21 protein-coding genes and 1 pseudogene are annotated in these 19,068 nt (G+C 61.7%); 15 read left to right on the plus strand and 7 right to left on the minus strand.

The genetic code is table 11. The features are described from left to right. Positions 1–39: 39 nt before the first annotated feature. Positions 40–1,110 (minus strand): selenide, water dikinase SelD, encoded by a 1,071-nt coding sequence (gene selD, locus HZY77_RS01870; protein WP_296818176.1) that lies wholly within the window; start codon positions 1,108–1,110, stop codon positions 40–42. Between the two features lie 63 nt (positions 1,111–1,173). On the opposite strand from selD, the gene senA reads away from it, so the two are divergent. Beyond that, on the plus strand, positions 1,174–2,331 hold the full coding sequence (gene senA / locus HZY77_RS01875; protein ID WP_296818178.1) for a selenoneine synthase SenA: 1,158 nt from the start codon (positions 1,174–1,176) through the stop codon (positions 2,329–2,331). Between the two features lie 7 nt (positions 2,332–2,338). On the opposite strand, the gene moaA is transcribed toward senA, so the two are convergent. Further along, the gene (moaA, locus tag HZY77_RS01880) at positions 2,339–3,340 is read right to left on the minus strand and encodes a GTP 3',8-cyclase MoaA (protein ID WP_296818181.1); all 1,002 of its coding nucleotides are present in this window, start codon (positions 3,338–3,340) and stop codon (positions 2,339–2,341) included. Positions 3,341–3,429: 89 nt separating this feature from the next. Between moaA and mobB the strand changes: the two are divergent. From mobB to HZY77_RS01915, 7 genes and pseudogenes are all read left to right on the plus strand, one after another. After that, positions 3,430–3,929, plus strand: a pseudogene (gene mobB / locus HZY77_RS01885) (molybdopterin-guanine dinucleotide biosynthesis protein B). Continuing rightward, positions 3,904–5,097: a gephyrin-like molybdotransferase Glp gene (glp, locus tag HZY77_RS01890; RefSeq protein ID WP_296818183.1), complete on the plus strand. Its 1,194-nt coding sequence runs from the start codon at positions 3,904–3,906 to the stop codon at positions 5,095–5,097. The pseudogene mobB and the gene glp overlap by 26 nt, the downstream one beginning before the upstream one ends. Before the next feature lie 117 nt (positions 5,098–5,214). Beyond that, the gene (locus tag HZY77_RS01895) at positions 5,215–5,343 is read left to right on the plus strand and encodes a MoaD/ThiS family protein (protein WP_296818185.1); all 129 of its coding nucleotides are present in this window, start codon (positions 5,215–5,217) and stop codon (positions 5,341–5,343) included. A gap of 4 nt (positions 5,344–5,347) precedes the next feature. Then, entirely contained in the window at positions 5,348–5,806 is a 459-nt protein-coding gene (gene moaE / locus HZY77_RS01900; RefSeq protein WP_296818187.1) for a molybdopterin synthase catalytic subunit MoaE, read from the plus strand. Between the two features lie 181 nt (positions 5,807–5,987). After that, the gene (locus tag HZY77_RS01905; RefSeq protein WP_296766092.1) at positions 5,988–6,527 is read left to right on the plus strand and encodes a cytochrome b; all 540 of its coding nucleotides are present in this window, start codon (positions 5,988–5,990) and stop codon (positions 6,525–6,527) included. A 384-nt stretch (positions 6,528–6,911) separates the two neighbouring features. Further along, positions 6,912–7,514, plus strand: a complete 603-nt coding sequence (locus HZY77_RS01910; protein WP_296818189.1) for a YceI family protein — start codon at positions 6,912–6,914, stop codon at positions 7,512–7,514. A gap of 34 nt (positions 7,515–7,548) precedes the next feature. Further along, positions 7,549–9,501 (plus strand): U32 family peptidase, encoded by a 1,953-nt coding sequence (locus tag HZY77_RS01915; protein WP_296818191.1) that lies wholly within the window; start codon positions 7,549–7,551, stop codon positions 9,499–9,501. 75 nt (positions 9,502–9,576) lie between these two features. Here the strand turns inward: HZY77_RS01915 and HZY77_RS01920 are convergent, their stop codons facing one another. Further along, on the minus strand, positions 9,577–10,233 hold the full coding sequence (locus HZY77_RS01920) for a DUF599 domain-containing protein (RefSeq protein ID WP_296818193.1): 657 nt from the start codon (positions 10,231–10,233) through the stop codon (positions 9,577–9,579). Between the two features lie 139 nt (positions 10,234–10,372). Next, positions 10,373–10,570 (minus strand): hypothetical protein, encoded by a 198-nt coding sequence (locus HZY77_RS01925; RefSeq protein WP_296818195.1) that lies wholly within the window; start codon positions 10,568–10,570, stop codon positions 10,373–10,375. A 300-nt stretch (positions 10,571–10,870) separates the two neighbouring features. Between HZY77_RS01925 and HZY77_RS01930 the strand changes: the two genes are divergently transcribed. Next, positions 10,871–12,367, plus strand: coding sequence for a sensor histidine kinase (locus HZY77_RS01930; protein WP_296818197.1), 1,497 nt, complete (start codon positions 10,871–10,873; stop codon positions 12,365–12,367). After that, complete coding sequence (locus HZY77_RS01935; protein WP_296818199.1) at positions 12,367–13,728, plus strand: sigma-54 dependent transcriptional regulator; 1,362 nt, start codon at positions 12,367–12,369, stop codon at positions 13,726–13,728. Before HZY77_RS01930 ends, HZY77_RS01935 begins: the two co-directional genes overlap by 1 nt. 13 nt (positions 13,729–13,741) lie before the next feature. Here HZY77_RS01935 and HZY77_RS01940 read toward each other — a convergent pair whose 3' ends face one another. Continuing rightward, complete coding sequence (locus HZY77_RS01940) at positions 13,742–14,077, minus strand: LysR family transcriptional regulator (RefSeq protein ID WP_296818201.1); 336 nt, start codon at positions 14,075–14,077, stop codon at positions 13,742–13,744. 88 nt (positions 14,078–14,165) lie between these two features. Here HZY77_RS01940 and HZY77_RS01945 point away from each other — a divergent pair, with 88 nt between their 5' ends. The 5 genes from HZY77_RS01945 (at position 14,166) to HZY77_RS01965 (ending at position 16,338) form a co-directional block, all read left to right on the plus strand. Beyond that, a complete protein-coding gene (locus HZY77_RS01945; protein WP_296766113.1) occupies positions 14,166–14,624 on the plus strand; it encodes a DUF302 domain-containing protein in 459 nt (152 codons plus the stop codon). A gap of 68 nt (positions 14,625–14,692) precedes the next feature. Beyond that, positions 14,693–14,848, plus strand: a complete 156-nt coding sequence (locus HZY77_RS01950) for a DinB family protein (protein WP_296818203.1) — start codon at positions 14,693–14,695, stop codon at positions 14,846–14,848. Between the two features lie 52 nt (positions 14,849–14,900). Then, entirely contained in the window at positions 14,901–15,275 is a 375-nt protein-coding gene (gene crcB, locus HZY77_RS01955; RefSeq protein WP_018508224.1) for a fluoride efflux transporter CrcB, read from the plus strand. Then, positions 15,272–15,586: a DUF190 domain-containing protein gene (locus tag HZY77_RS01960; protein ID WP_296818205.1), complete on the plus strand. Its 315-nt coding sequence runs from the start codon at positions 15,272–15,274 to the stop codon at positions 15,584–15,586. The genes crcB and HZY77_RS01960 overlap by 4 nt, the downstream gene beginning before the upstream one ends. A gap of 20 nt (positions 15,587–15,606) precedes the next feature. Next, positions 15,607–16,338 (plus strand): sulfite exporter TauE/SafE family protein, encoded by a 732-nt coding sequence (locus tag HZY77_RS01965; RefSeq protein WP_296818208.1) that lies wholly within the window; start codon positions 15,607–15,609, stop codon positions 16,336–16,338. Between the two features lie 3 nt (positions 16,339–16,341). Here HZY77_RS01965 and HZY77_RS01970 read toward each other — a convergent pair whose 3' ends face one another. Both HZY77_RS01970 and HZY77_RS01975 read right to left on the minus strand, forming a co-directional pair. Continuing rightward, on the minus strand, positions 16,342–17,853 hold the full coding sequence (locus tag HZY77_RS01970) for a diguanylate cyclase (RefSeq protein ID WP_296818210.1): 1,512 nt from the start codon (positions 17,851–17,853) through the stop codon (positions 16,342–16,344). Positions 17,854–18,094: 241 nt separating this feature from the next. Then, positions 18,095–19,045, minus strand: a complete 951-nt coding sequence (locus HZY77_RS01975) for an MBL fold metallo-hydrolase (protein WP_296818212.1) — start codon at positions 19,043–19,045, stop codon at positions 18,095–18,097. Between the last annotated feature and the right edge of the window lie 23 nt (positions 19,046–19,068).

The raw sequence follows: 19,068 nt of genomic DNA on the forward strand, positions 1-19,068 counted from the left end.
CGCGAAGCTCGCGCGCGCATCCCGCGGGGGCAAATGACCTCAGGGCGTGACGGCTACGTTGCGGCCAGCCTGCAATTGGCCAATTTCCGTCGCACGGTCGAAGCCATGACGGCGGAAGATGTCGAACACAGCCTCCCTGGATGCGGGCGCACAGCTCACCAGCAGTCCGCCGCTGGTCTGCGGGTCGGTGAGCAGGGCGCGTTGCCAGTCGGCGATGCCGTCGGCGAACTGCACTTCGCTGCCATAGCTTGCCCAGTTGCGCTGGCTCGCGCCGGTGATATGCCCGCCCCGTGCCAGTTCGTCGACGCCGGGCAACAGCGGCAGCCGTCCCAATCCGACCTGGGCCGACAGCTTCGATGCGCGGGTGATTTCGAGCAGGTGGCCGAGCAGGCCAAAGCCGGTGATGTCGGTCATCGCGTGCACGCCCGCGGTATCGGCCAGGTCGGCACCCGCGGTGTTGAGCTGGGTCGTGGCGGCGATCATCGATGCGTACTGGTCGGGGCTGAGCAGGCCCTNTTTCAGCGCCGCGCTGTAGATCCCCACGCCCAGCGGCTTGCCCAGGATGAGGCAATCACCGGCTTGGCCGCCGCCGTTCTGCTTGACCTTGCGCGGGTCCACCACGCCGATGCCAACCAGGCCATAGATCGGTTCCGGCGCATCGATGGAGTGGCCGCCCGCGATCGGAATCCCGGCCGCCTTGCACACCGATTCGCCACCGGCGAGGATCTGGCGGATGACGTCGTTGGGCAGCTTGCCGATCGGCATGCCGACGATGGCCAGGGCGAACAGCGGACGCCCGCCCATGGCATAGACGTCGGACAGCGCATTGGTTGCGGCGATGCGGCCGAACTCGAAGGGATCGTCTACGATCGGCATGAAAAAATCGGTGGTCGCCACGATCGCCTGTTCGTCGTTCAGCCGGTAGACCGCGGCATCGTCGCCGTGCTCGATGCCCACCAGCAGGTCGGGATAGGCCGCCGCCAGGTTCGAGGCAAAGGGCGTGTCGGCCAGGATGTCGCGCAACACCGCCGGGGCAATCTTGCACCCGCAGCCGCCGCCGTGGGAAAACTGGGTCAGCCGGATGGGGTCGTTGGGAGGGGGAGTGCTCATGGTCCGATTTCGCCTTCGAGAGTGGGCGCCTAGAATTGAAGTGGCTACAGTGCGTTATATAACATGAACCGAACCCGACCCGTCAGCGGCTATTCCACCGCGCACCTCATCGACCGCTTGATGCAGGCGCGCAAGCGGCTGCGCCAGTTCATCGACGTGCTGCCGGCAGACGGCTGGCTGGGGCCACGTGCCGGCCATCTGAATCCGCCGCTGTGGGAATATGGGCATATCGTCTGGTTCCAGGAGCGCTGGTGCCTGCGCGAACGGCCCGACGGCACTTGCGGCCCCAGCCTGCTGAGGGGTGCCGACGCCCTTTACGATTCCTCCAGCGTGCCGCACGACATCCGCTGGGACCTGCCCTTGCTGCAACCGGCAGCAGTCGACGACTACGCGGGCGAGGTTGCCGCCGCTGTGGCAGGCCGCTTGCGCAGCGGACTCGACAACGACATCGCCTACTTCGCCGAACTGTGTCTCTATCACGAACTGATGCACATCGAGGCGTGGTGGATGGCATTCCAGAACCTCGGCTATGCACCACCCGAGCTTGCGGACGTCGCCGTCTCCCTGTCCGCACAGCGCCTGACACTTGCTGATGGGGAGGTGGAACTCGGCAGCGGACCCGATACGGGTTTCGTCTTCGACAATGAAAAATGGCGCCACACGGTGCCGGTTTCCGCGTTCGACATCGACGCGAGCCCGGTGTCGGAAACGGCCTTTGCCGAATTTGTCGATGCGGGCGGCTACCAGCGCAAGACGCTGTGGTCGGAAGCCGGCTGGTCCTGGCGCTCGGCCAGCGAAGCCAGCCATCCTGTGTACTGGAGACGGGACGCGGGTGACTGGCAGGTGCGCCGCTTCGACCGCTGGCAGCCACTCGGCGAAGCGGTACCGATGCTGCACGTGAACCGTTACGAGGCCGAGGCGTTTGCCGCATGGCAGGGCCGGCGGCTGCCCGTGGCGGCACAGTGGCTGTGCGCGACGACGCGACCGGAATTTCAATGGGGCAAGGCGTGGGAGTGGCTGCGCGACCCGTTCGTGCCGTATCCGGGCTTCGTGCCGGATCCGTATCGCGACTATTCGCAACCCTGGTTCCACACGCATGGGGAATTGCGCGGCGGCGGACCGGTGACCGACAGGGCGCTGAAATACCCCGGTTTCCGCAATTTCTATCTGCCGGACCGGCGCGATCCTTTCGCCGGTTTTCGTACCGTGAACGCGGATTGAGGTGGCGTCAGCCGCCGGTCATCGACATGAAGCGCAGGATCTTGTGNNGCGCTTCGCGGAATTCGTGGCGTTCCGGCTTGAGATCGATCGCGTGCAGGATGGCGGCTTCCAGTTCGGCGTCGCTACAACCCTCGCGCAGCAGCGGACGGAATTCGAATTTCTCTTCCTGCCCCAGGCACATGTAGGCCGTGCCGTCGACGGCGATGCGGATGCGGTTGCAGGTTTCGCAGAAATGCTGCGAGATCGGCGTGATGAAGCCGACATTGAAGCGGCCGTCCGACGTGCCGAGATAGCGCGCAGGACCGCCACCGGACAGGGCGGTCTCGACCAGGCCGAACTGGGTACGCAGACGCTCCTTCACCGGCTGCAGGTCGAGGTATTCGGCGTTGCGGCCGGTGTCGCCCATCGGCATCGCCTCGATCAGCCGCAGCACGAACCCGCGTTCCATGCAGAAGGCGACCATCTCGTCGATCTCGTCGTCGTTGGTGCCGCGCAGGGCCACCATGTTGAGCTTGATCGGCGCGAAACCGGCATCCTGTGCAGCAGCGAGTCCGGTCATGACCTTGGCGAGCACGTCGCGGCCGTTGATGCGTTCCACCCGAGCCTGCTGCAGCGAGTCGAGGCTGACGTTGAGTCGTGTCACCCCGGCAGCTTTCAGCGCCTCGGCGTGCTTGTCGAGCTGAGTGGCGTTGGTGGACAACGATAAATCTTCGATGCCGGGCAGGGCGGCGATACGTCCGGCGAGTCCGGCGATGTTGCGTCGCAGCAGCGGCTCGCCGCCGGTCAGGCGGATGCGGCGCACGCCCAGGCGCGCAAAGGCGCCGATCAGGTGCTCGATCTCGTCGAAGTTGAGCCAGTGTTCCGGCTCCTCGAAACCCTTGAAGCCTTCCGGCATGCAATAGCTGCAGCGCAGATCGCAACGGTCCGTCACCGACAGGCGTACGTAGTCGATGTGGCGGCCGAACTGATCAATGAGGCCCGGCTGAGCGGTTGAAACAACTGCGTTCATGAGGACGGGTTGGCAGGAATAGGTTATATATGAAAAATATAGCCTCAAATATAGCCTGACACGGCCTGACTGACAATGAAGGTGCCACCATGAAAATCTTTGGCATCGCCGGATACAGCGGCAGCGGCAAGACCACGCTCATCGAGCGGGTACTGCCGCACCTGGCTGCGCGCGGCCTCAAAGTCGCGGTGATCAAGCATACTCACCACGATTTCGACATCGACCGTCCCGGCAAGGACAGTTGGCGCGTACGCGAGGCCGGTGCGATGGCAGTGCTGCTGGCGTCCGACCACCGCACGGCGGTACTGACGGAGCACCGCGACACGCCGCCACGGCTGGATGACTTGTTGAGTAAGTTTCCGCCTTGCGACCTGGTGCTGGTCGAGGGTACAAGCGCGAAGCCATCCCCAAGTTGGAAGTCCATCGCGCCGAGACCGCCAAGCCCTGGCTGTTTCCCGACGACCCGAATATCCTGGCCGTGGCGTCGGACATTGCGCCGCCCGACGGATTTCCCCACATCGACATCGATACTGTTCAATCCCTTACCGACTTCATCCTGAACCATGCTCACAGCCAACCAACTGCTTGACGCCCTGCTTGAACGCGCACGCAGCGCAAGCGAAACCGAAACGGTTGCAGTGACTGCTGCGCTCGGTCGCGTACTGGCCACACCGCAGACTTCCGCCATCACCGTACCGCCGCTCGACAACAGCGCGATGGACGGCTATGCCGTGCGCGTTGCCGACGTGGCGGCAACCGGCGCCCGACTGCCGGTCTCGCAGCGCATTCTTGCCGGTGCGGTGGGCGAGTCCCTGCAGCCGGGCACCGCTGCGCGCATCTTTACCGGCGCGCCGATCCCGCCAGGCGCCGACGCCGTGCTGATGCAGGAATACTGTTACGCCGAAGGAGACGGCGTCGTGATCAACGCATTGCCCCGGCGGGGCGAGAATGTCCGCCGTGCCGGCGAGGACATCGAAACCGGCGCGCAGGTGATTGCCGCCGGCACCCGCATCGGTGCAGCGGAGATGGGACTCGCGGCGTCGGTCGGACTGGCCGAGTTGCCGGTGTTCCGGCGGCTGAAGGTCGCGTGCTTCTTCACCGGCGACGAACTGGTGACGCCGGGCACGTCCCTGGGGCCAGGCCAGATCTACAATTCCAACCGCTATACCCTGACCGGGCTGGTGAACGGCCTCGGCTGCGAACTGATCGATCTCGGCATCGTGCCCGACTCGCTGGAAGCGACCGAGGCTGCGCTGGCCGGTGCCACCAGTGTGGCCGACGTCGTCATCACCAGTGGCGGGGTGTCGGTGGGCGAGGCCGATTACGTGAAGGCCGCAGTCGAAAAACTGGGACGCGTCGAAATGTGGAAAGTCGCAATGAAACCCGGCAAGCCGCTTGTCTACGGACGCGTGGATGAGGCCGACTTCATCGGCCTGCCGGGCAATCCGGTGTCGGCCTTCGTTACCTTCTGCCTGTTCGTGCGGCCGTTCCTCTTGAAGCGCATNGGGGTTCGCGATGTGCTGTATCGGGCGTTTCCGGTCAAGGCGGATTTTGCCTGGACCAAGCCCGGCGTGCGGCGCGAATTCCTGCGCGCCCGCATGCAGGAAAACGGTCGCGCGGCAATCTATCCCAACCAGAGTTCGGGTGTGCTGACATCGTGTGCGTGGGCCGATGGGCTCGTCGATATCGAGATCGGCCAGACGGTGCAACCGGGCGACTGGGTACGCTTCATTCCNCTTGCGGAACTGCTGGCATGAAACTGCGCGTGCTCTATTTTGCCCGCCTGCGCGAGCGCCTCGGATGCGCGGAGGAAACGCTGGATTGCGCCGGCTGTACCGTCGCCGATCTGGTCGCCCAGTTGCAGGCCCGCGGGGATGTGGGCGGAAGAACTGGCCGCGGACCGGGCATACCGGGTGGCGGTCAATCAGGACATCGTCGCGCTCGATGCGGCTTTGAGCGAGAACGCCGAAGTCGCGATTTTCCCGCCGGTCACCGGAGGCTGAAACGATGAAGATAATGGTCCAGAGCGCGGCTTTCGAGTTGGGCGCGGAAGTCGACGCCATGCGGCGCGGCCGTTCCGACATCGGCGCCATCGCCAGCTTCGTCGGCCTGGCACGTGACATGAACGACGGCAGCGATGTCGCCGCGATGACGCTGGAACACTATCCGGGCATGACCGAGAAGGCGCTGGCCGCGCTGGTCGAGGAAGCGCAATCGCGCTGGACTCTGCTCGACGTCACGCTGATCCATCGGGTGGGCCGGTTGCTGCCGGGCGATCCCATCGTGCTGGTTGCCGTGGCGGGTAGCCATCGCGGCGAGGCGTTTGCCGCCTGTGAATTCATCATGGATTATCTGAAAACCCGTGCGCCGTTCTGGAAGAAGGAAGAGACTCCGGAGGGCGAACGCTGGGTTGAGGCGCGCGCCAGCGACGATGCAGCGGCCATGCGCTGGGGAAAAACTGATTGATGCACCGTCCCCGCACAATCGGCCATACGTTTTTACATGGCCCTGTCTCGGTTTGATCCGTATTCGGCGACGCCCCGCAATCGCGGAAACCGAGTAGGATTCTTTTCGTTGCCTGGCTGACTGGACTCCACATTCTGTCGGCCGCTTTTCCCCTCTGAATGGTTTCAAACATGGAGATTGCATGACTTCCGCAATGCGTTATTCCACNCCCGCGATCGTGCTGCACTGGCTGGTTGCCCTGCTGATTTTCGTGGCGTTCCCGCTCGGGCTGTACATGGCCGACCTGCCCTTGTCGCCCGAGAAACTCAAGCTCTTCAGCTACCACAAGTGGATCGGCGTCACCGTGTTCATGCTGGCGGGACTGCGGGTGGTGTGGCGGCTGACGCATACGCCGCCACCGCTGCCTGCCAGCGTCGCCGGTTGGCAGCGTCGTGCGAGTGCCGTCGCGCATGGCCTGTTGTATTTGCTGATTCTGGTGATTCCGATTTCGGGCTGGCTGATGAGCTCTGCCAAGGGCGTGCAGACCGTGTGGTTCGGCGTATTGCCGTTGCCTGACCTGATCGGCAAGGACAAGGCTCTGGGTCATCTGCTCGAGGAGGTGCACGAAACGCTGAATTACACCCTGCTTGCCCTGGTCGTGCTGCATGTGGCTGGCGCTCTCCAGCACCACTTCATCGAACGCCAGCCGTTTTTGCAGCGCATGGGCTGGAACAAGACTTAAGCGACAAACCTGCATCGTTCCACTTGATGTACATGCGTGGCGCCGGCCACGCATGTACCAGGCCTGCCGCCGGCAGACCGCCTATACCCAATCTCCATCTTGAAGGGCCTGCGCGTTCCCATGCGGGGCTCGGTGTTGTCCCCGGTTCGACGTTGCGTGTGGGATTTCCGTCATTTGGCGGCCATTCGCGGCGAATCCGTATGGAGCGTAAAATCACAACATACTGATTTTGTTGATTTTAATTTGATCGACTTCAGCGCCCGGCAGCGGGCACACGCGTTGCAACACCTGCGAGGCTCTCGGAGGAAACGATGACCGGGAGCGGTCGGGCGGCATGACCGCCGGGCAAATGGATCCCGATGTTCACCTTTCGCAGGAGCATCTATGAAACGTTTTGTCTTGTTGACCACGCTTGTTGCCAGTGCCACTTCGGCCTTGGCTGCACCCGAAACCTATGTGATCGACAGCAGCCGCACGTCCTCGCAGTTCAGTTATCGCTATCTGGGGCTCTCGAGCCAGACCAATCGGTTCGATAAAGTCAGCGGCATAGTGGTATTCGATCGCGACAGCCAGTCAGGATCGGCCGAGGTAAGCATCGACGCCGCTTCGGTCAACACCGGCCAGGCTTTGCTGGATACGCAAATGAAAGCGGCGGATTTCTTCGATGCCGCCAACTATCCGGTCATTACCTTCAAATCCGGCAAGATGAACCTGAACGGCGAGCAGTCGAGCCTGTCGGGCGATCTCACGATCAAGGGGGTGACCCGGCCGGTGACGCTTGCCGTGACGCATTTTCAGTGCATGCAGGATCCCGAGTCCCGGGTGGAGACCTGCGGCGCCAATGCGACACTCACGCTCAGGCGCTCGGACTTCAACATGGGCAAGTACGCCTTCCTCGTTGGCAACGACATCACGCTGAACCTGGCCTTCAAGGCAGTCAAGGCGCAATCGTATCTGCAGTTGGCAAGCCGCGACCCCGCCAAGTAAGTAAAATGGCGTTTTGCTGTCCGGAACGCCGCCCGTGGAACCCCATCAACTCGAACTGCTCGCTCCTGCGCGCGATGCCGACATCGGCATCGAAGCCGTCAATCACGGTGCCGATGCAGTGTATATCGGCGGGCCATCGTTCGGCGCGCGTGCGGCCGCATCCAACGAGATAGCCGACATCGCGCGGCTGGCGGCGCATGCGCATCGCTTCAATGCGCGCGTGTTCGTCACCCTCAACACCATCCTGCGCGACGACGAACTGGAGCCGGCCCGGCAACAAATCCGGCAGCTTTACGAGGCCGGCGTCGACGCGCTGATCATCCAGGACATGGGCCTGCTGGAGCTCGACCTGCCGCCGATCCAGTTGCATGCCAGCACCCAGACCGATATCCGCACNCCCGAGAAGGCCCGCTTCCTGCAGGACGTCGGATTGAGCCAGATCGTGCTGGCGCGCGAGCTCGACCTCAAGCAGATCGCCGCAATCCGCGCCGCGACCGATCCTGCGCGCTGCACGCTGGAATTCTTCGTCCACGGCGCGCTGTGCGTCGCCTACAGCGGCCAGTGCTACATCAGCCATGCCCACACCGGGCGCAGCGCCAATCGCGGCGACTGCTCGCAGGCCTGCCGCCTGCCGTACCAGGTCACCGACATGGAAGGCCGTATCGTCGCCCACGACAAGCACGTGTTGTCGATGAAGGACAACAATCAGAGCGACAACCTCGAAGCGCTGATCGATGCCGGTATCCGCAGCTTCAAGATCGAGGGCCGATACAAGGACATGGGCTACGTGAAGAACATCACGGCCCATTACCGGACATTGCTCGACGAGATCCTCTCGCGCCGCCCGGAATTCGCACGCGCGTCATCCGGCCGCACCACGTTCAGCTTCACGCCCGACCCCAACCAGAATTTCAACCGCGAATTCACCGATTATTTCGTCGGCGGACGCAAGGACGATATCGGTGCATTCGACACGCCGAAAAATCCCGGTTTGCCGATCGGCCATGTGCGCAAGCTTGGCGACAAATGGGTGGAACTGGAGACCGATATGCCCGATACCGTACTCAACAACGGCGACGGCCTCTGCTACTACACGCTGCAGAAAGATCTGGCCGGGCTTGCGATCAACCGTGCCGAGAAATTGGGCGAGGGCGTGTGGCGGGTGTTCCCAAAAGATCCCATGGCGGGTTTCAAGGACTTGCGCGCTGGCACGCCGGTCAACCGCAATCGCGATATGAACTGGATACGCATGCTGGACAAGGCATCCAGCGATCGTCGTATCGGTGTGTGGATGCGCCTGGGCGAAACCGAAGACGGGTTCTCGCTCACCTTGACCGATGAAGATGGCCACAGCGCCGTAGCGGCCGCCGCACATCCCAGGGAAGCAGCCAACGACACCGCCAAGGCCGAGGCCACGTTGTGCGCGCATCTCGGCAAGCTCGGCACTACGTCCTTTGCCGCCATGGGGATTGCGCTTGAATTGACGCAGTCCTGGTTCATTCCGGCTTCTTTCGTCAACGCCTTGCGTCGCGATGCGGTCGCCGCACTGGAAACGGCGCGTGCTGCGGCCTATACGCGCCCGCCGCGTATGCGGCCGGTCGAGCCGCCCGTAGCCTATCCCGAAGACACGCTCACCTATCTGGCCAATGTCTACAATCACAAGGCGCGCGATTTCTACGCGAAGCACGGCGTGCACGTCATTGCCGCAGCCTACGAAAGCCACGAGGAGCCTGGTGAAGTCTCGTTGATGATCACCAAGCACTGCGTGCGCTATTCACTCTCGCTCTGCCCCAAGCAGGCCAAAGGTGTCACCGGCGTGCAGGGTACGGTACGTGCTGCGCCGCTGACGCTGATCAACGGCAGCGAGAAGCTCACGCTACGCTTCGATTGCAAGCCGTGTGAGATGCATGTGGTGGGAAAACTGAAGCCGGCGGTTGCGAAGAACAGTGCGCCGTTGACGTTCTACAGGGCGCGTCCCAGAGCATAGTCGGTCGCGTCGTGAGGGTACGGCAGGTGCGGTTCACAAGAACCACACCTGTACCTGTCATTTACTTACCGGGATTTACTTGGCGTACTTGGCCTGTATGGACACGACCGGCGCGTTCTGCTGCTTTTGCTTTTTCGAGGGGCCGACATCCATGACGCCTTCGGATTCGCTGCGGTCGAGGCGGTAGAGCGCAATGATCAGGCCGATCGACGCTGCCACCAGGAAATAAGGCCCGAACAGCCAGAACACCAGCGGGATGGCAAACAGGAAGGCGCGCATGCCGATCGAAAACATGGTGCCGGAACGATGCAGGCGGCGAGCCACGGATTCCGGCGACAGATTGTGATGTGCTTCGAATTCCGGCACGTTGATCATGAATACCACGTGGTTGGCCAGGCGTACCGACATGGCAAAGGCAAAGAACGCCACGATGAAAGTGATCAGCAGGGCCATGACCTTGACGATCCACAATTCGGCTGCATGGCTGCTGGTCATGCTGAGCACATGCCAGCTACGCGTAATGCTCTCGGCCTGACCGGAGAGCGTGAGCGTACCGATGATCAGGATGGCAGCAGTGGAGGCCATCAATGTCGAGCCCATGATCCAGTTACGCAGCGTTTGCACGCCCATGATGCCCTGGGCGGGATTGCGCATGATGTTGGCTACCCACAAGCGGCGCGCGAGCTCGTGCACGCCATGTATCGTGTAGGTGGGGTTTTCCCGCACTTTCATGCTGAGGAAAAGGTAGTACGCGACAACACTCAGGACGCTGATTACAAGCGCCACAATATCGGTTTCAAATTCGGTTAACAATTCCATCCTCTCGGTTTCCAGGTCAATTCATCGGCCCATGTTGCACAGGGGATAGCGCTCACAGAGCGCTCTGGGCATGCCGGATGCTCGGCGCAGAAGAGGACGCGTCGGCGCGTGCGGAAACCGCTCCGCACGGAGCAGCATCCAGCTTGGAAGTAGATGACGGTTCGACCTGACGCAGCAGGACGTTGAATTCATTCTGGTTGCCGACGTTGGCGAAGGCCAGGGCATTGATGATTCGGGTCATGACGTTCATGGTTTTCTCGCAATTTGTTGTTGAGGTCGCTCCTTTAATTGCATATTGCGTGCCATTTTATAACCAATTGTTTATTAAATAGAAAATCATTACAGGCCATGTGCTCAGCATGCTTGAATGTTGCCTAATGCAACAGTCCATCCTGATTGTTATCGTTTAAATTACTGTAATTAAATATGAAAATAGATCGTCTAACGTGGCTGTTGCATAGGGTTCAATTTGTTGCAAATTGCAACTATACTGGGCGTGTTGGCGATGCGTCTGGAGGATGGAATCGTGATACCTGCTATTCGAGGCGCTGTGCTGCGTCATTCCCTACGNGGGAAAATCACGCTGGGGTATTACGCGGTGGCGGCGATCATTCTGGTGGCGTCCCTGTTTTTCGTNGGGGAGCTGCGTACGCTGGAGATGCGGGTGGTCCTGGGGCAGCGCGCCACCGATCTGTTCAACACCGTACTGGAGATACGCCGTTTCGAGCGTAATTACTTTCTCCATCACCAGGTCGCCGATCTCGAGGAAAACGCGGGGTATATCAAGCTGGCCCAGTCGATGCTGACAGACAACCAGGCCGATTTCTCGGCCATCGTCACGCAGGTGCGCCTGCAGGAACTGAACACACTCCTCGGCGAGTATCAGCACCGGATGTCGGCGTTCACCGCCGCCGATCAGGCGTCCCTGGAGCAGGAGCCGCGCGTGCGTGCATTGGGCCAGGAACTGGTGGCGATCGCCGAGGACATGGCACGGGCGGAGCGACGCCAGATCCAGACGACCCTGGCTTCGTTCCGCACGCTGCTGCTGGGAGTCATTCTGACGATGGCCTTCATGATCGTGGTGATCGGCCGCGCGCTGTCGCAGCGGGTCGTCCGGCCATTGAAGGAGATGGAAGCCAGCGTGGCGGCGATTTCTGCCAACCGGCACGAAAGCCTGTCGGCCCCTTCGAACGATCGCGAGATCATTTCCATCATCGCGGCCTTCAACCACATGTTGAAGGAACTGGACCTGCGACAGAAATCGCTGATGCGCTCGGAACGGCTGGCGTCGCTCGGCACCATGTTGTCCGGCGTGGCTCATGAACTGAACAACCCGCTGTCGAATATCTCGACCTCTTGCCAGATCCTGCAGGAAGAGGCGGGCGACTGCGATGTGGCGATGCAGAAGATGTACCTGGAGCAGATCGATCAGCAGACCGAGCGTGCACGCCATATCGTTCGTTCCCTGCTCGATTTTTCCCGCGAACGGGCGTTCAGGAAAGAGCGCGTCCTGCTCAAGCAACTGGTTGCGCAGACGGTCGGTTTCGTGCGTGGCGAAGTGTCGGCCAAATCGGTCGTGCGCCTGTCCATTCCCGAAGACCTGCGCGTGGCGGCCGATGCGCAGCGCCTGCAGCAGGTGTTCGTGAACCTGATTCGCAATGCCATGGAAGGTCTGGGCCCGCAGGGAAGAATCGATATCTCCGCGCAGGTCGTGAATGCCCGCGAACCGCCTGCAGGCACTGCACTGGGCGAGGGATGCGGGACGAAGGGCGAGATGGTGGAAATCATTGTTGCGGACAACGGGCCGGGTATCGCAGCGGACATCCTGCCGCGAATTTTCGATCCGTTCTTTACCACCAAGGACGTTGGCCGCGGCATGGGATTGGGGCTGTTCGTCGTGTATGAAATCGTCGACGAACATGGCGGCTGCATCGCTGTACGCAGCACGCCCGGCGAAGGGGCCACGTTCTGCATCCGCTTGCCGCTGGAGGATGCGGACGGACAACCTGCGGCAACCGTCGGTGACGACAACAAGGGAGCGCAATGATGGAAGCAAGCCTGCTGATTGTGGACGACGAGGAGATCGCCCTGCGCAATCTCCAGCACGTGATGGAAAAAGCGGGTTACCAGGTCACCGCCACCCAGAGCGGGGCCACCGCGGTCACGTTGCTGGCGTCGCGGCGTTTCGACGTGGTGCTCACCGATCTGCGCATGGAAGGCGTGGACGGCATGGACGTGCTGAAGCAGAGCCGCGAACTGCAGCCGGAGGCAGAGGTGATCTTCATCACCGGCTACGCGACGGCAGAATCCGCCGTGCAGGCGCTGAAGCACGGAGCGTTCTACTACATCGCCAAACCGTTTCGTCTCGATGAAGTGCGCAAGGTGGTGGCCGAAGCGCTGGAAAAAGTCCACCTGCGCCGGGAGAACGACGCATTGCGCCGTGAAGTCGAGGGCTACCGGGATGGCGAAGGCATCGTCACCCAGGATGTCGACATGCAGCGTTTGCTGGAGATTGCGCGGCAGATCGCGCCGACGGACTGCAGTGTGCTCATCACGGGCGAGAGCGGAACCGGCAAGGAACTCTTCGCGAAATACCTTCACAAACACAGTACGCGGGCCGATGGCCCCTATGTGGCGATCAACTGCGGCGCATTCAGCGAGCAATTGCTGGCCAATGAATTGTTCGGCCACGAGAAAGGCGCGTTCACAGGCGCATCGGCATTGAAGAAAGGCCTGATCGAAGTGAGTTCCGGTGGCACGCTGTTCCTAGACGAGGTGACGGAAATGGCGCCATCCATGCAGGTCAAGCTGCTACGCGTACTACAGGAAAAGGAAGTGTTGCGGGTGGGCGGGACGCGGCCTGTGAAGTGCGATGTGCGGGTGCTGGCGGCGACCAACCGGGACGTCAGCGAGGCGGTGAAAGAGGGACGCTTTCGTGAAGACCTCTACTTCCGGCTGAATGTGGTGAATCTGAACATTCCCCGCTCACGCAGCGGAAAGGCGATATCCTTGCTCGCGCAACATTTCCTGCTCAAGTACGCCAGCCGGATGAGGAAACCGGTGGCGCGGATTTCCAGCGAGGTGATGGCATTGCTGGTGGATTATCCGTTCCCCGGCAATGTCCGAGAACTGGAAAACCTGATCGAGCGCGGCACGGCCATGGCGCAAGGCGACACCATCGAGGTGGCGCATCTGCCTGAAGCCTTGCAGAAAAGGGAGAGCGTCGACTTCCGCAGGATCGGGGGCCGTCTGCCTACTCTGGAGGAACAGGAACAAAGCTATATCACCCAGGTGCTGGATGAAGTGCAGGGCAACCAGACGGCGGCGGCGCAGATCCTCGGCATCAACCGGGCTTCATTGTGGCGAAAACTGAAGGCCCGGCGGAACGAGGAATCGTCTGCCAAATAAGGCGGCCGGTTGACTATGCGCCGGGCCCGGGCAGGCTCTGTGCCAGTTTCAGCATGAAGGCCGCGTGTCGCGCCTCGGCCTGTTGATAGGCGGCGATGAGCCGCTCGGCATCAGGTGTGAGCCGGCTGCCGGCCGGACCACTTTCAACCAGAGGCGTGTCCCAGGCCGTGTTCATCGCATCCACGGCGTCCCATGCGGCCTTGTAGCTCATCTTCATCGTCTTGGCAGCTTTGGAAATGGAACCGGTCTCGCGGATGCGTTGCAGTAGCTCGACCCGGCCCCGGCCGAGAAAGTNTTTGCCGTCCAGTGTCAGCCAGAAACGGCCGTCTGCTCGGAGTTGCGTGTTCATGCGGCGAGTGTAGCAAACGACCATTGCGGTTCGATCGTGCACGACAGAAAATCACGATCTGAAATATTGAAATATTCAGGAGAGTGCCATGAAGAAAATCCTCGCTGTGTGTGCGATCTTGTGCCTGCCGCTTTCCGCGATGGCGTCCGAGGGCTACACGGTCCTGTTCAAAACCCAGGGCACCTTCCAGGATGTGCGCGACGCGCTTCAATTCGCGATCGAGGGCAAGGGTCTCAAGATCAACCACACCAACAAGATCGCCGAAATGCTGGCGCGCACCGGCCCTGAAGTCGGTGCGACCAAGCAGGTATACGTGGAGGGAGAACAGTTCGAGTTCTGCAGCGCCACGATCTCGCGGCAGATGATGGAAGCCGATCCGCATGCGATGGTGATGTGTCCGTATATCGTATCGGTGTACACGATTCCGAACGACAAGCACGTCTACATGGCATACCGCAAACCTGGCCCCACCTCGAATCCGGCGCTGAAGAAGGCGCTGGGCGAGGTGGAGACTCTGCTGACCGGCATCATCAAGGACGCGATGTAAGGCAGCGTCAGAGCCGCCGTGCGCTGACGGCGCGACAGCTCAGTCGCCGTATCGACTACGTCAGCCTGATGACGGGGCAGCCGAAATCGCTCCAGCTCGGCACCTTGCTCACACACGTGTTCCACCATCAGACGCACCATCGCGGCCAGATCACGACCCTGCTCAGCCAGCTCGGCGTCGATTTCGGCGAGACGGACATGGCCTGGATGCCGGATGTGAATTGAATCGTCTGCATTAGAATGGCGGCATGCCCCGTCCCTGCCATTCGTCCCAGCCATGATCGCCTTTCTCGCCATCGGCTTGGGCGCAGCCATCGGTGCGTGGCTACGCTGGGGGCTGGGACTCTGGCTCAATCCCCTGTTTCAACCGATGCCGCTGGGCACGCTGGCCGCGAACCTGATCGGCGGCTATGTCATTGGCCTGTCTATCGCATGGTTTACCGAACATCCCGGCCTGCCGCCGGAAGCCCGGCTGTTTCTGATTACAGGCCTGCTCGGCGGACTCACCACGTTTTCCACGTTCTCCGCCGAAGTGGTCACTACGCTGATGCGNGGGTTCTGGCTGACCGGTAGTCTGATTGCCTTGACCCATATGATCGGCTCCTTCCTTGCCACCGGATTGGGGTTTTATTCGATGAGGTTTTTCAAATGAACACAGTCTGCTTGCAGGTGTTTGTGTCCGAAGCCAGCCGTCATCATGGAAAACTGACCTATGAATGGCTGCTTGATGTCGCGCAGGAACTTGGCATCGCCGGCGGATCGGCATTCGGTGCGCTGGCCGGATTCGGTCGCCATGGCCGGCACGATGCGGGGTTCTTCGAACTGGCGGGCGAGTTGCCGGTGGTGGTGGAGTTCTTCGTCGAGACGGCAATGGCCGACCAGTTGCTGAAGCGCATCGCCGACGCGGGATTGACGCTGGTTTATGCCAAGCTGCCCGCTGAAATCGGGGTCACGGTCCAATAAACGCGTTCGACCAGCTGGTTTTGTTCGTCGCCTCGCTGGCGGCGAANTTTTTCTCGGCACTGTCCGGCGGCGGGGCCGGTCTGATCCAGTTTCCCGTTCTCATCTTTCTGGGGCTGCCTTTCGGGGTGGCGCTGGCCACGCACAAGATCGCCAGCGTGGCGCTCGGACTCGGCGCCACGCTCCGGCATCTGAAGGAATCGCATCTCGAACGCCGCTTCTCGCTGATCATCCTGGGCGCGGGGCTGCCAGGCGTGGTGCTGGGGGCGCTGACGATCCTGCATGTTCCCGAGCGGGCCGCCACCCTGGCGCTCGGGGTGTTGACGCTTGGTCTCGGCCTGTATTCGGTATTCAAACCGAGCCTCGGCATGACGCACCAGCCCAGGAACCGGCAGGGCGCTGCGCTTGCCGGCGGCATGGCGGGGCTTTTCTTCGTGGGTTTTCTCAACGGCTCGATCACCAGCGGCACCGGGCTGTTTCTCACCATCTGGCTGATCCGCTGGTTTGGCCTCGACTACACCCGCGCGGTGGCCTATACGCTGATCCTCTGCGGGTTGGTATGGAACGGCACCGGCGCACTGGTGCTGGGCGTGATCGGCACGGTGGCGTGGGGATGGATGCCGGCGCTGCTGGCCGGCTCGATCCTCGGCGGCTACCTCGGCAGCCACATGGCCATCAAGAAGGGCAATCTGTGGATCAAGCGTTCGTTCGAGATCGTGACCCTATTGATCGGCCTGAAACTGATCCTGGGCTAGTCCCTAATCGTCGCTGCTGTGGATGCGGTTGCGGCCGCCGCGTTTGGCCCGGTAGAGCGCCTCGTCCGCGGCCTTGATCAGGGCGTCGCCGGTCTGATGGAGTGGATAGGTGGCGATGCCGCCGCTGGCGGTGGCCAGAAAATGGGTATCGCGATAGGGATGCTTGATCTGCGCGAAATCGTGGCGGATGCGGTCCACGATGGTGTAGGCCTCTTCGGCATCGGTGTGCGGCAGGCCGATGAGAAATTCCTCGCCGCCGTAGCGACAGAGGATGTCGTGCTTGCGCAGGCGCTGCTTCAACAGCCAGGACAGGCTGCGGATGACCTGGTCGCCGACCGGGTGGCCGTAGGTGTCGTTGACCAGCTTGAAATGGTCGATATCCATCATCACCACCGACAGGAAACCGCCTTCGTGCGTCACGCCTGACAGCAGCATGTCGAGGGTGTTCTTGCCGCTGGAATGGTTGAGCAGGCCGGTCAGGCTGTCGTGGTACATCGAGCGGCGCAGGGCGCGATAGCGCTCGATCTTGCTCATGACGATGGTGTTCAGGAACACCGGATTGAACGGCTTGGTGAGGAAATGGTCGCCGCCCAGCCGCATGGCGTCGACCTGCAGGGCGACGTTGGTCTCGCCCGACAGGTAGACGATGGGCATGCTGAGAAATTCGTTGTGCTGGCGGATGATGCGTGCGACCTCGACGCCCGTGCAGTTGGGCATGTACATGTCCATCAGGATCAGGTCGGGATTGAACTGCTTGAGCGCGTTCAGCGTCTGGCGCGGGTCGTTGACGATCTCCGACACGATCTGGTTTTCCTGTAGTGTGCGCCGGATCAGGTGGCTGGCGGTCTTGGAATCCTCGACGATCAGCACGCGGTACGCTTCCTGCTCGTGCCGCTCGTTCAGCTCCATGATGTGCTCGATGATGGCGTGCGGCGGGGTGCCTTCCAGCAGGCAGCTGTCGCAGCCGCCGCTCAATGCCTGCTGCAGTTGCTCGAAGTCGGACCGTACGCCGAGGCAGATCAATTGCCCCATTCCGAATCGCTGTCGTAGCGCCTGTATCCGGGCGCGCCATTCGTTTTCGGGCAGGCTGCTCATGTCGAGCAGCAGGAGGGGAGCGACACCCGCGCTGTCCGGCAAATCCTGGTCCCAGGTGACGAATCCGGCCGCCATGCCGAAATAGCCGAGTTGTGCTTCGAGGCCGGCCCAATCGGCCCGGTCGCGCGCGATCAGCCAGGTCTGGCCGATGCGTACGGATGCGGGCGAGGCGTGATGCGTGTCCTGGCAGTGCTCGATCAGCCCGGCCGTGGCCGTGGCGTGGGCATGGGTCATGCGTGCAAGCGCGCCGACGCGCTCGCTCAGATCGTCCAGCGCGGTCTGCGGCAGTGGATGCCCAACTTCCCGGTTGAACAACGCGAGCGTCACCTGTTCGAGCTGATGGCTGGCGTGATGCAATGCCGCAATGCCCTTGTCGATCAGGAATTCGGTAAAACTGTTGATGGAAACCGCCAGTTCCACAAAGCTTTCAAAGCTCGGTTCCGCGCGATATCGATGCCACGAGTTCGACACGGCCTGATTTTTCTGCAAGAGCTCTTCGGGGGCAAAGCATTGACGATAAGTTTTATACTATTTTCTTATGAAACTCGATTATTACGCTTTATGGGGTGCTTTAGTCAATGACAGTCGTCAGTCCGGCGACGGAAGATTGTTCCGCAGGTGATTTTCGATACGGTACAGGGGTTACGCCATTCTCTGCGGGCTACTCGCCGGGATCTTCCGTCTCCAGCCGCAGATACTGGTTGTAGGCATTCACCCGATTGGCTTCGTTGAATGCCGGCATGGCACGATATTTCGACCAGTCGGTTTNTTCGTAGGCTTCGTCGAAAGGAACCAGGTTGCGGGCCGCTTCGCCCATGCTGCTGCGCAGGTAGCTCAGATAGTCGCGTGTGAAGACGAGATCGGCACGCGGTGTCCGTGACGGCGCGCCATGACCGGGAACCAGGATTCTGGGATGAACTGCGATCAGTTTGTCGAGCGCGGCGATCCAGGCGCGGCTGTCGGCGTCGCCGACAAACGGTACGCGTCCACGAAACACCACGTCGCCTGCGTAGAGCACGCCATCTTCCTTGACCAGCATCGCGAGATCCTCGCTGGAATGGGCCGGGCCGACGTGACGCAGGATGAAATGCAGGCCGCCCATCTCGAACTCGGTGTCACCCTCGACGAAATGGTCCGCTTCCAGCAAGTGGGTATCGTCATCCACCCAGGNGAAGAGCGCCTCTTTGCGCTGGGCCAGGCGTAGGGCTGCTTCCGGGGTGCGGGTGGCGCCTTCGGCGGCGCGCTGCGCCCAGATTTCGGCGCCTTGCGCCTTGAAGACCTGCAGACCGTAGAAGTGGTCGGCGTGGTAGTGGCTGACAATGACCCGTTTGATCGGTTGTTTGGTGACCGTACGGATCAGGCCAAGCAGTTTCTCGGCCAGCGGGGGCGAGGCAAGGGCGTCGAAGACAACCACGCCGTCGCGGGTGACCACGAACCCGGCGTTGGACATGAAGCCCTGGTTTTCGCTGGAGGCTGCGCCCGACTGGCCCTGGACGAAATAGCTGTGGGCGCCAAGACGCACAAGCTTCATCGGTACGGTGACATCGTTGTTGGTGGCGTGAGCAAGGGGAAACAGATTGAGCAGCAACAAGGCGAACAACAGGCGAATCATGGTGACGGGGCCCTCCTGATAGC

The sequence above is a fragment of the Thiobacillus sp. genome (assembly GCF_013693775.1).
Lineage (GTDB): Bacteria > Pseudomonadota > Gammaproteobacteria > Burkholderiales > Thiobacillaceae > Thiobacillus.

Excerpts from the sequence above, each read along its gene's own strand:
- senA (WP_296818178.1), top strand. The coding sequence starts at position 1,174 with ATGAACCGAACCCGACCCGTCAGCGGCTATTCCACCGCGCACCTCATC.
- HZY77_RS01895 (WP_296818185.1), top strand. The coding sequence starts at position 5,215 with ATGTGGGCGGAAGAACTGGCCGCGGACCGGGCATACCGGGTGGCGGTC.
- moaE (WP_296818187.1), top strand. The coding sequence starts at position 5,348 with ATGAAGATAATGGTCCAGAGCGCGGCTTTCGAGTTGGGCGCGGAAGTC.
- HZY77_RS01910 (WP_296818189.1), top strand. The coding sequence starts at position 6,912 with ATGAAACGTTTTGTCTTGTTGACCACGCTTGTTGCCAGTGCCACTTCG.
- HZY77_RS01920 (WP_296818193.1), bottom strand. The coding sequence starts at position 10,233 with ATGAAAGTGCGGGAAAACCCCACCTACACGATACATGGCGTGCACGAG.
- HZY77_RS01925 (WP_296818195.1), bottom strand. The coding sequence starts at position 10,570 with ATGAACGTCATGACCCGAATCATCAATGCCCTGGCCTTCGCCAACGTC.
- HZY77_RS01935 (WP_296818199.1), top strand. The coding sequence starts at position 12,367 with ATGGAAGCAAGCCTGCTGATTGTGGACGACGAGGAGATCGCCCTGCGC.
- HZY77_RS01945 (WP_296766113.1), top strand. The coding sequence starts at position 14,166 with ATGAAGAAAATCCTCGCTGTGTGTGCGATCTTGTGCCTGCCGCTTTCC.
- HZY77_RS01950 (WP_296818203.1), top strand. The coding sequence starts at position 14,693 with ATGACGGGGCAGCCGAAATCGCTCCAGCTCGGCACCTTGCTCACACAC.
- HZY77_RS01960 (WP_296818205.1), top strand. The coding sequence starts at position 15,272 with ATGAACACAGTCTGCTTGCAGGTGTTTGTGTCCGAAGCCAGCCGTCAT.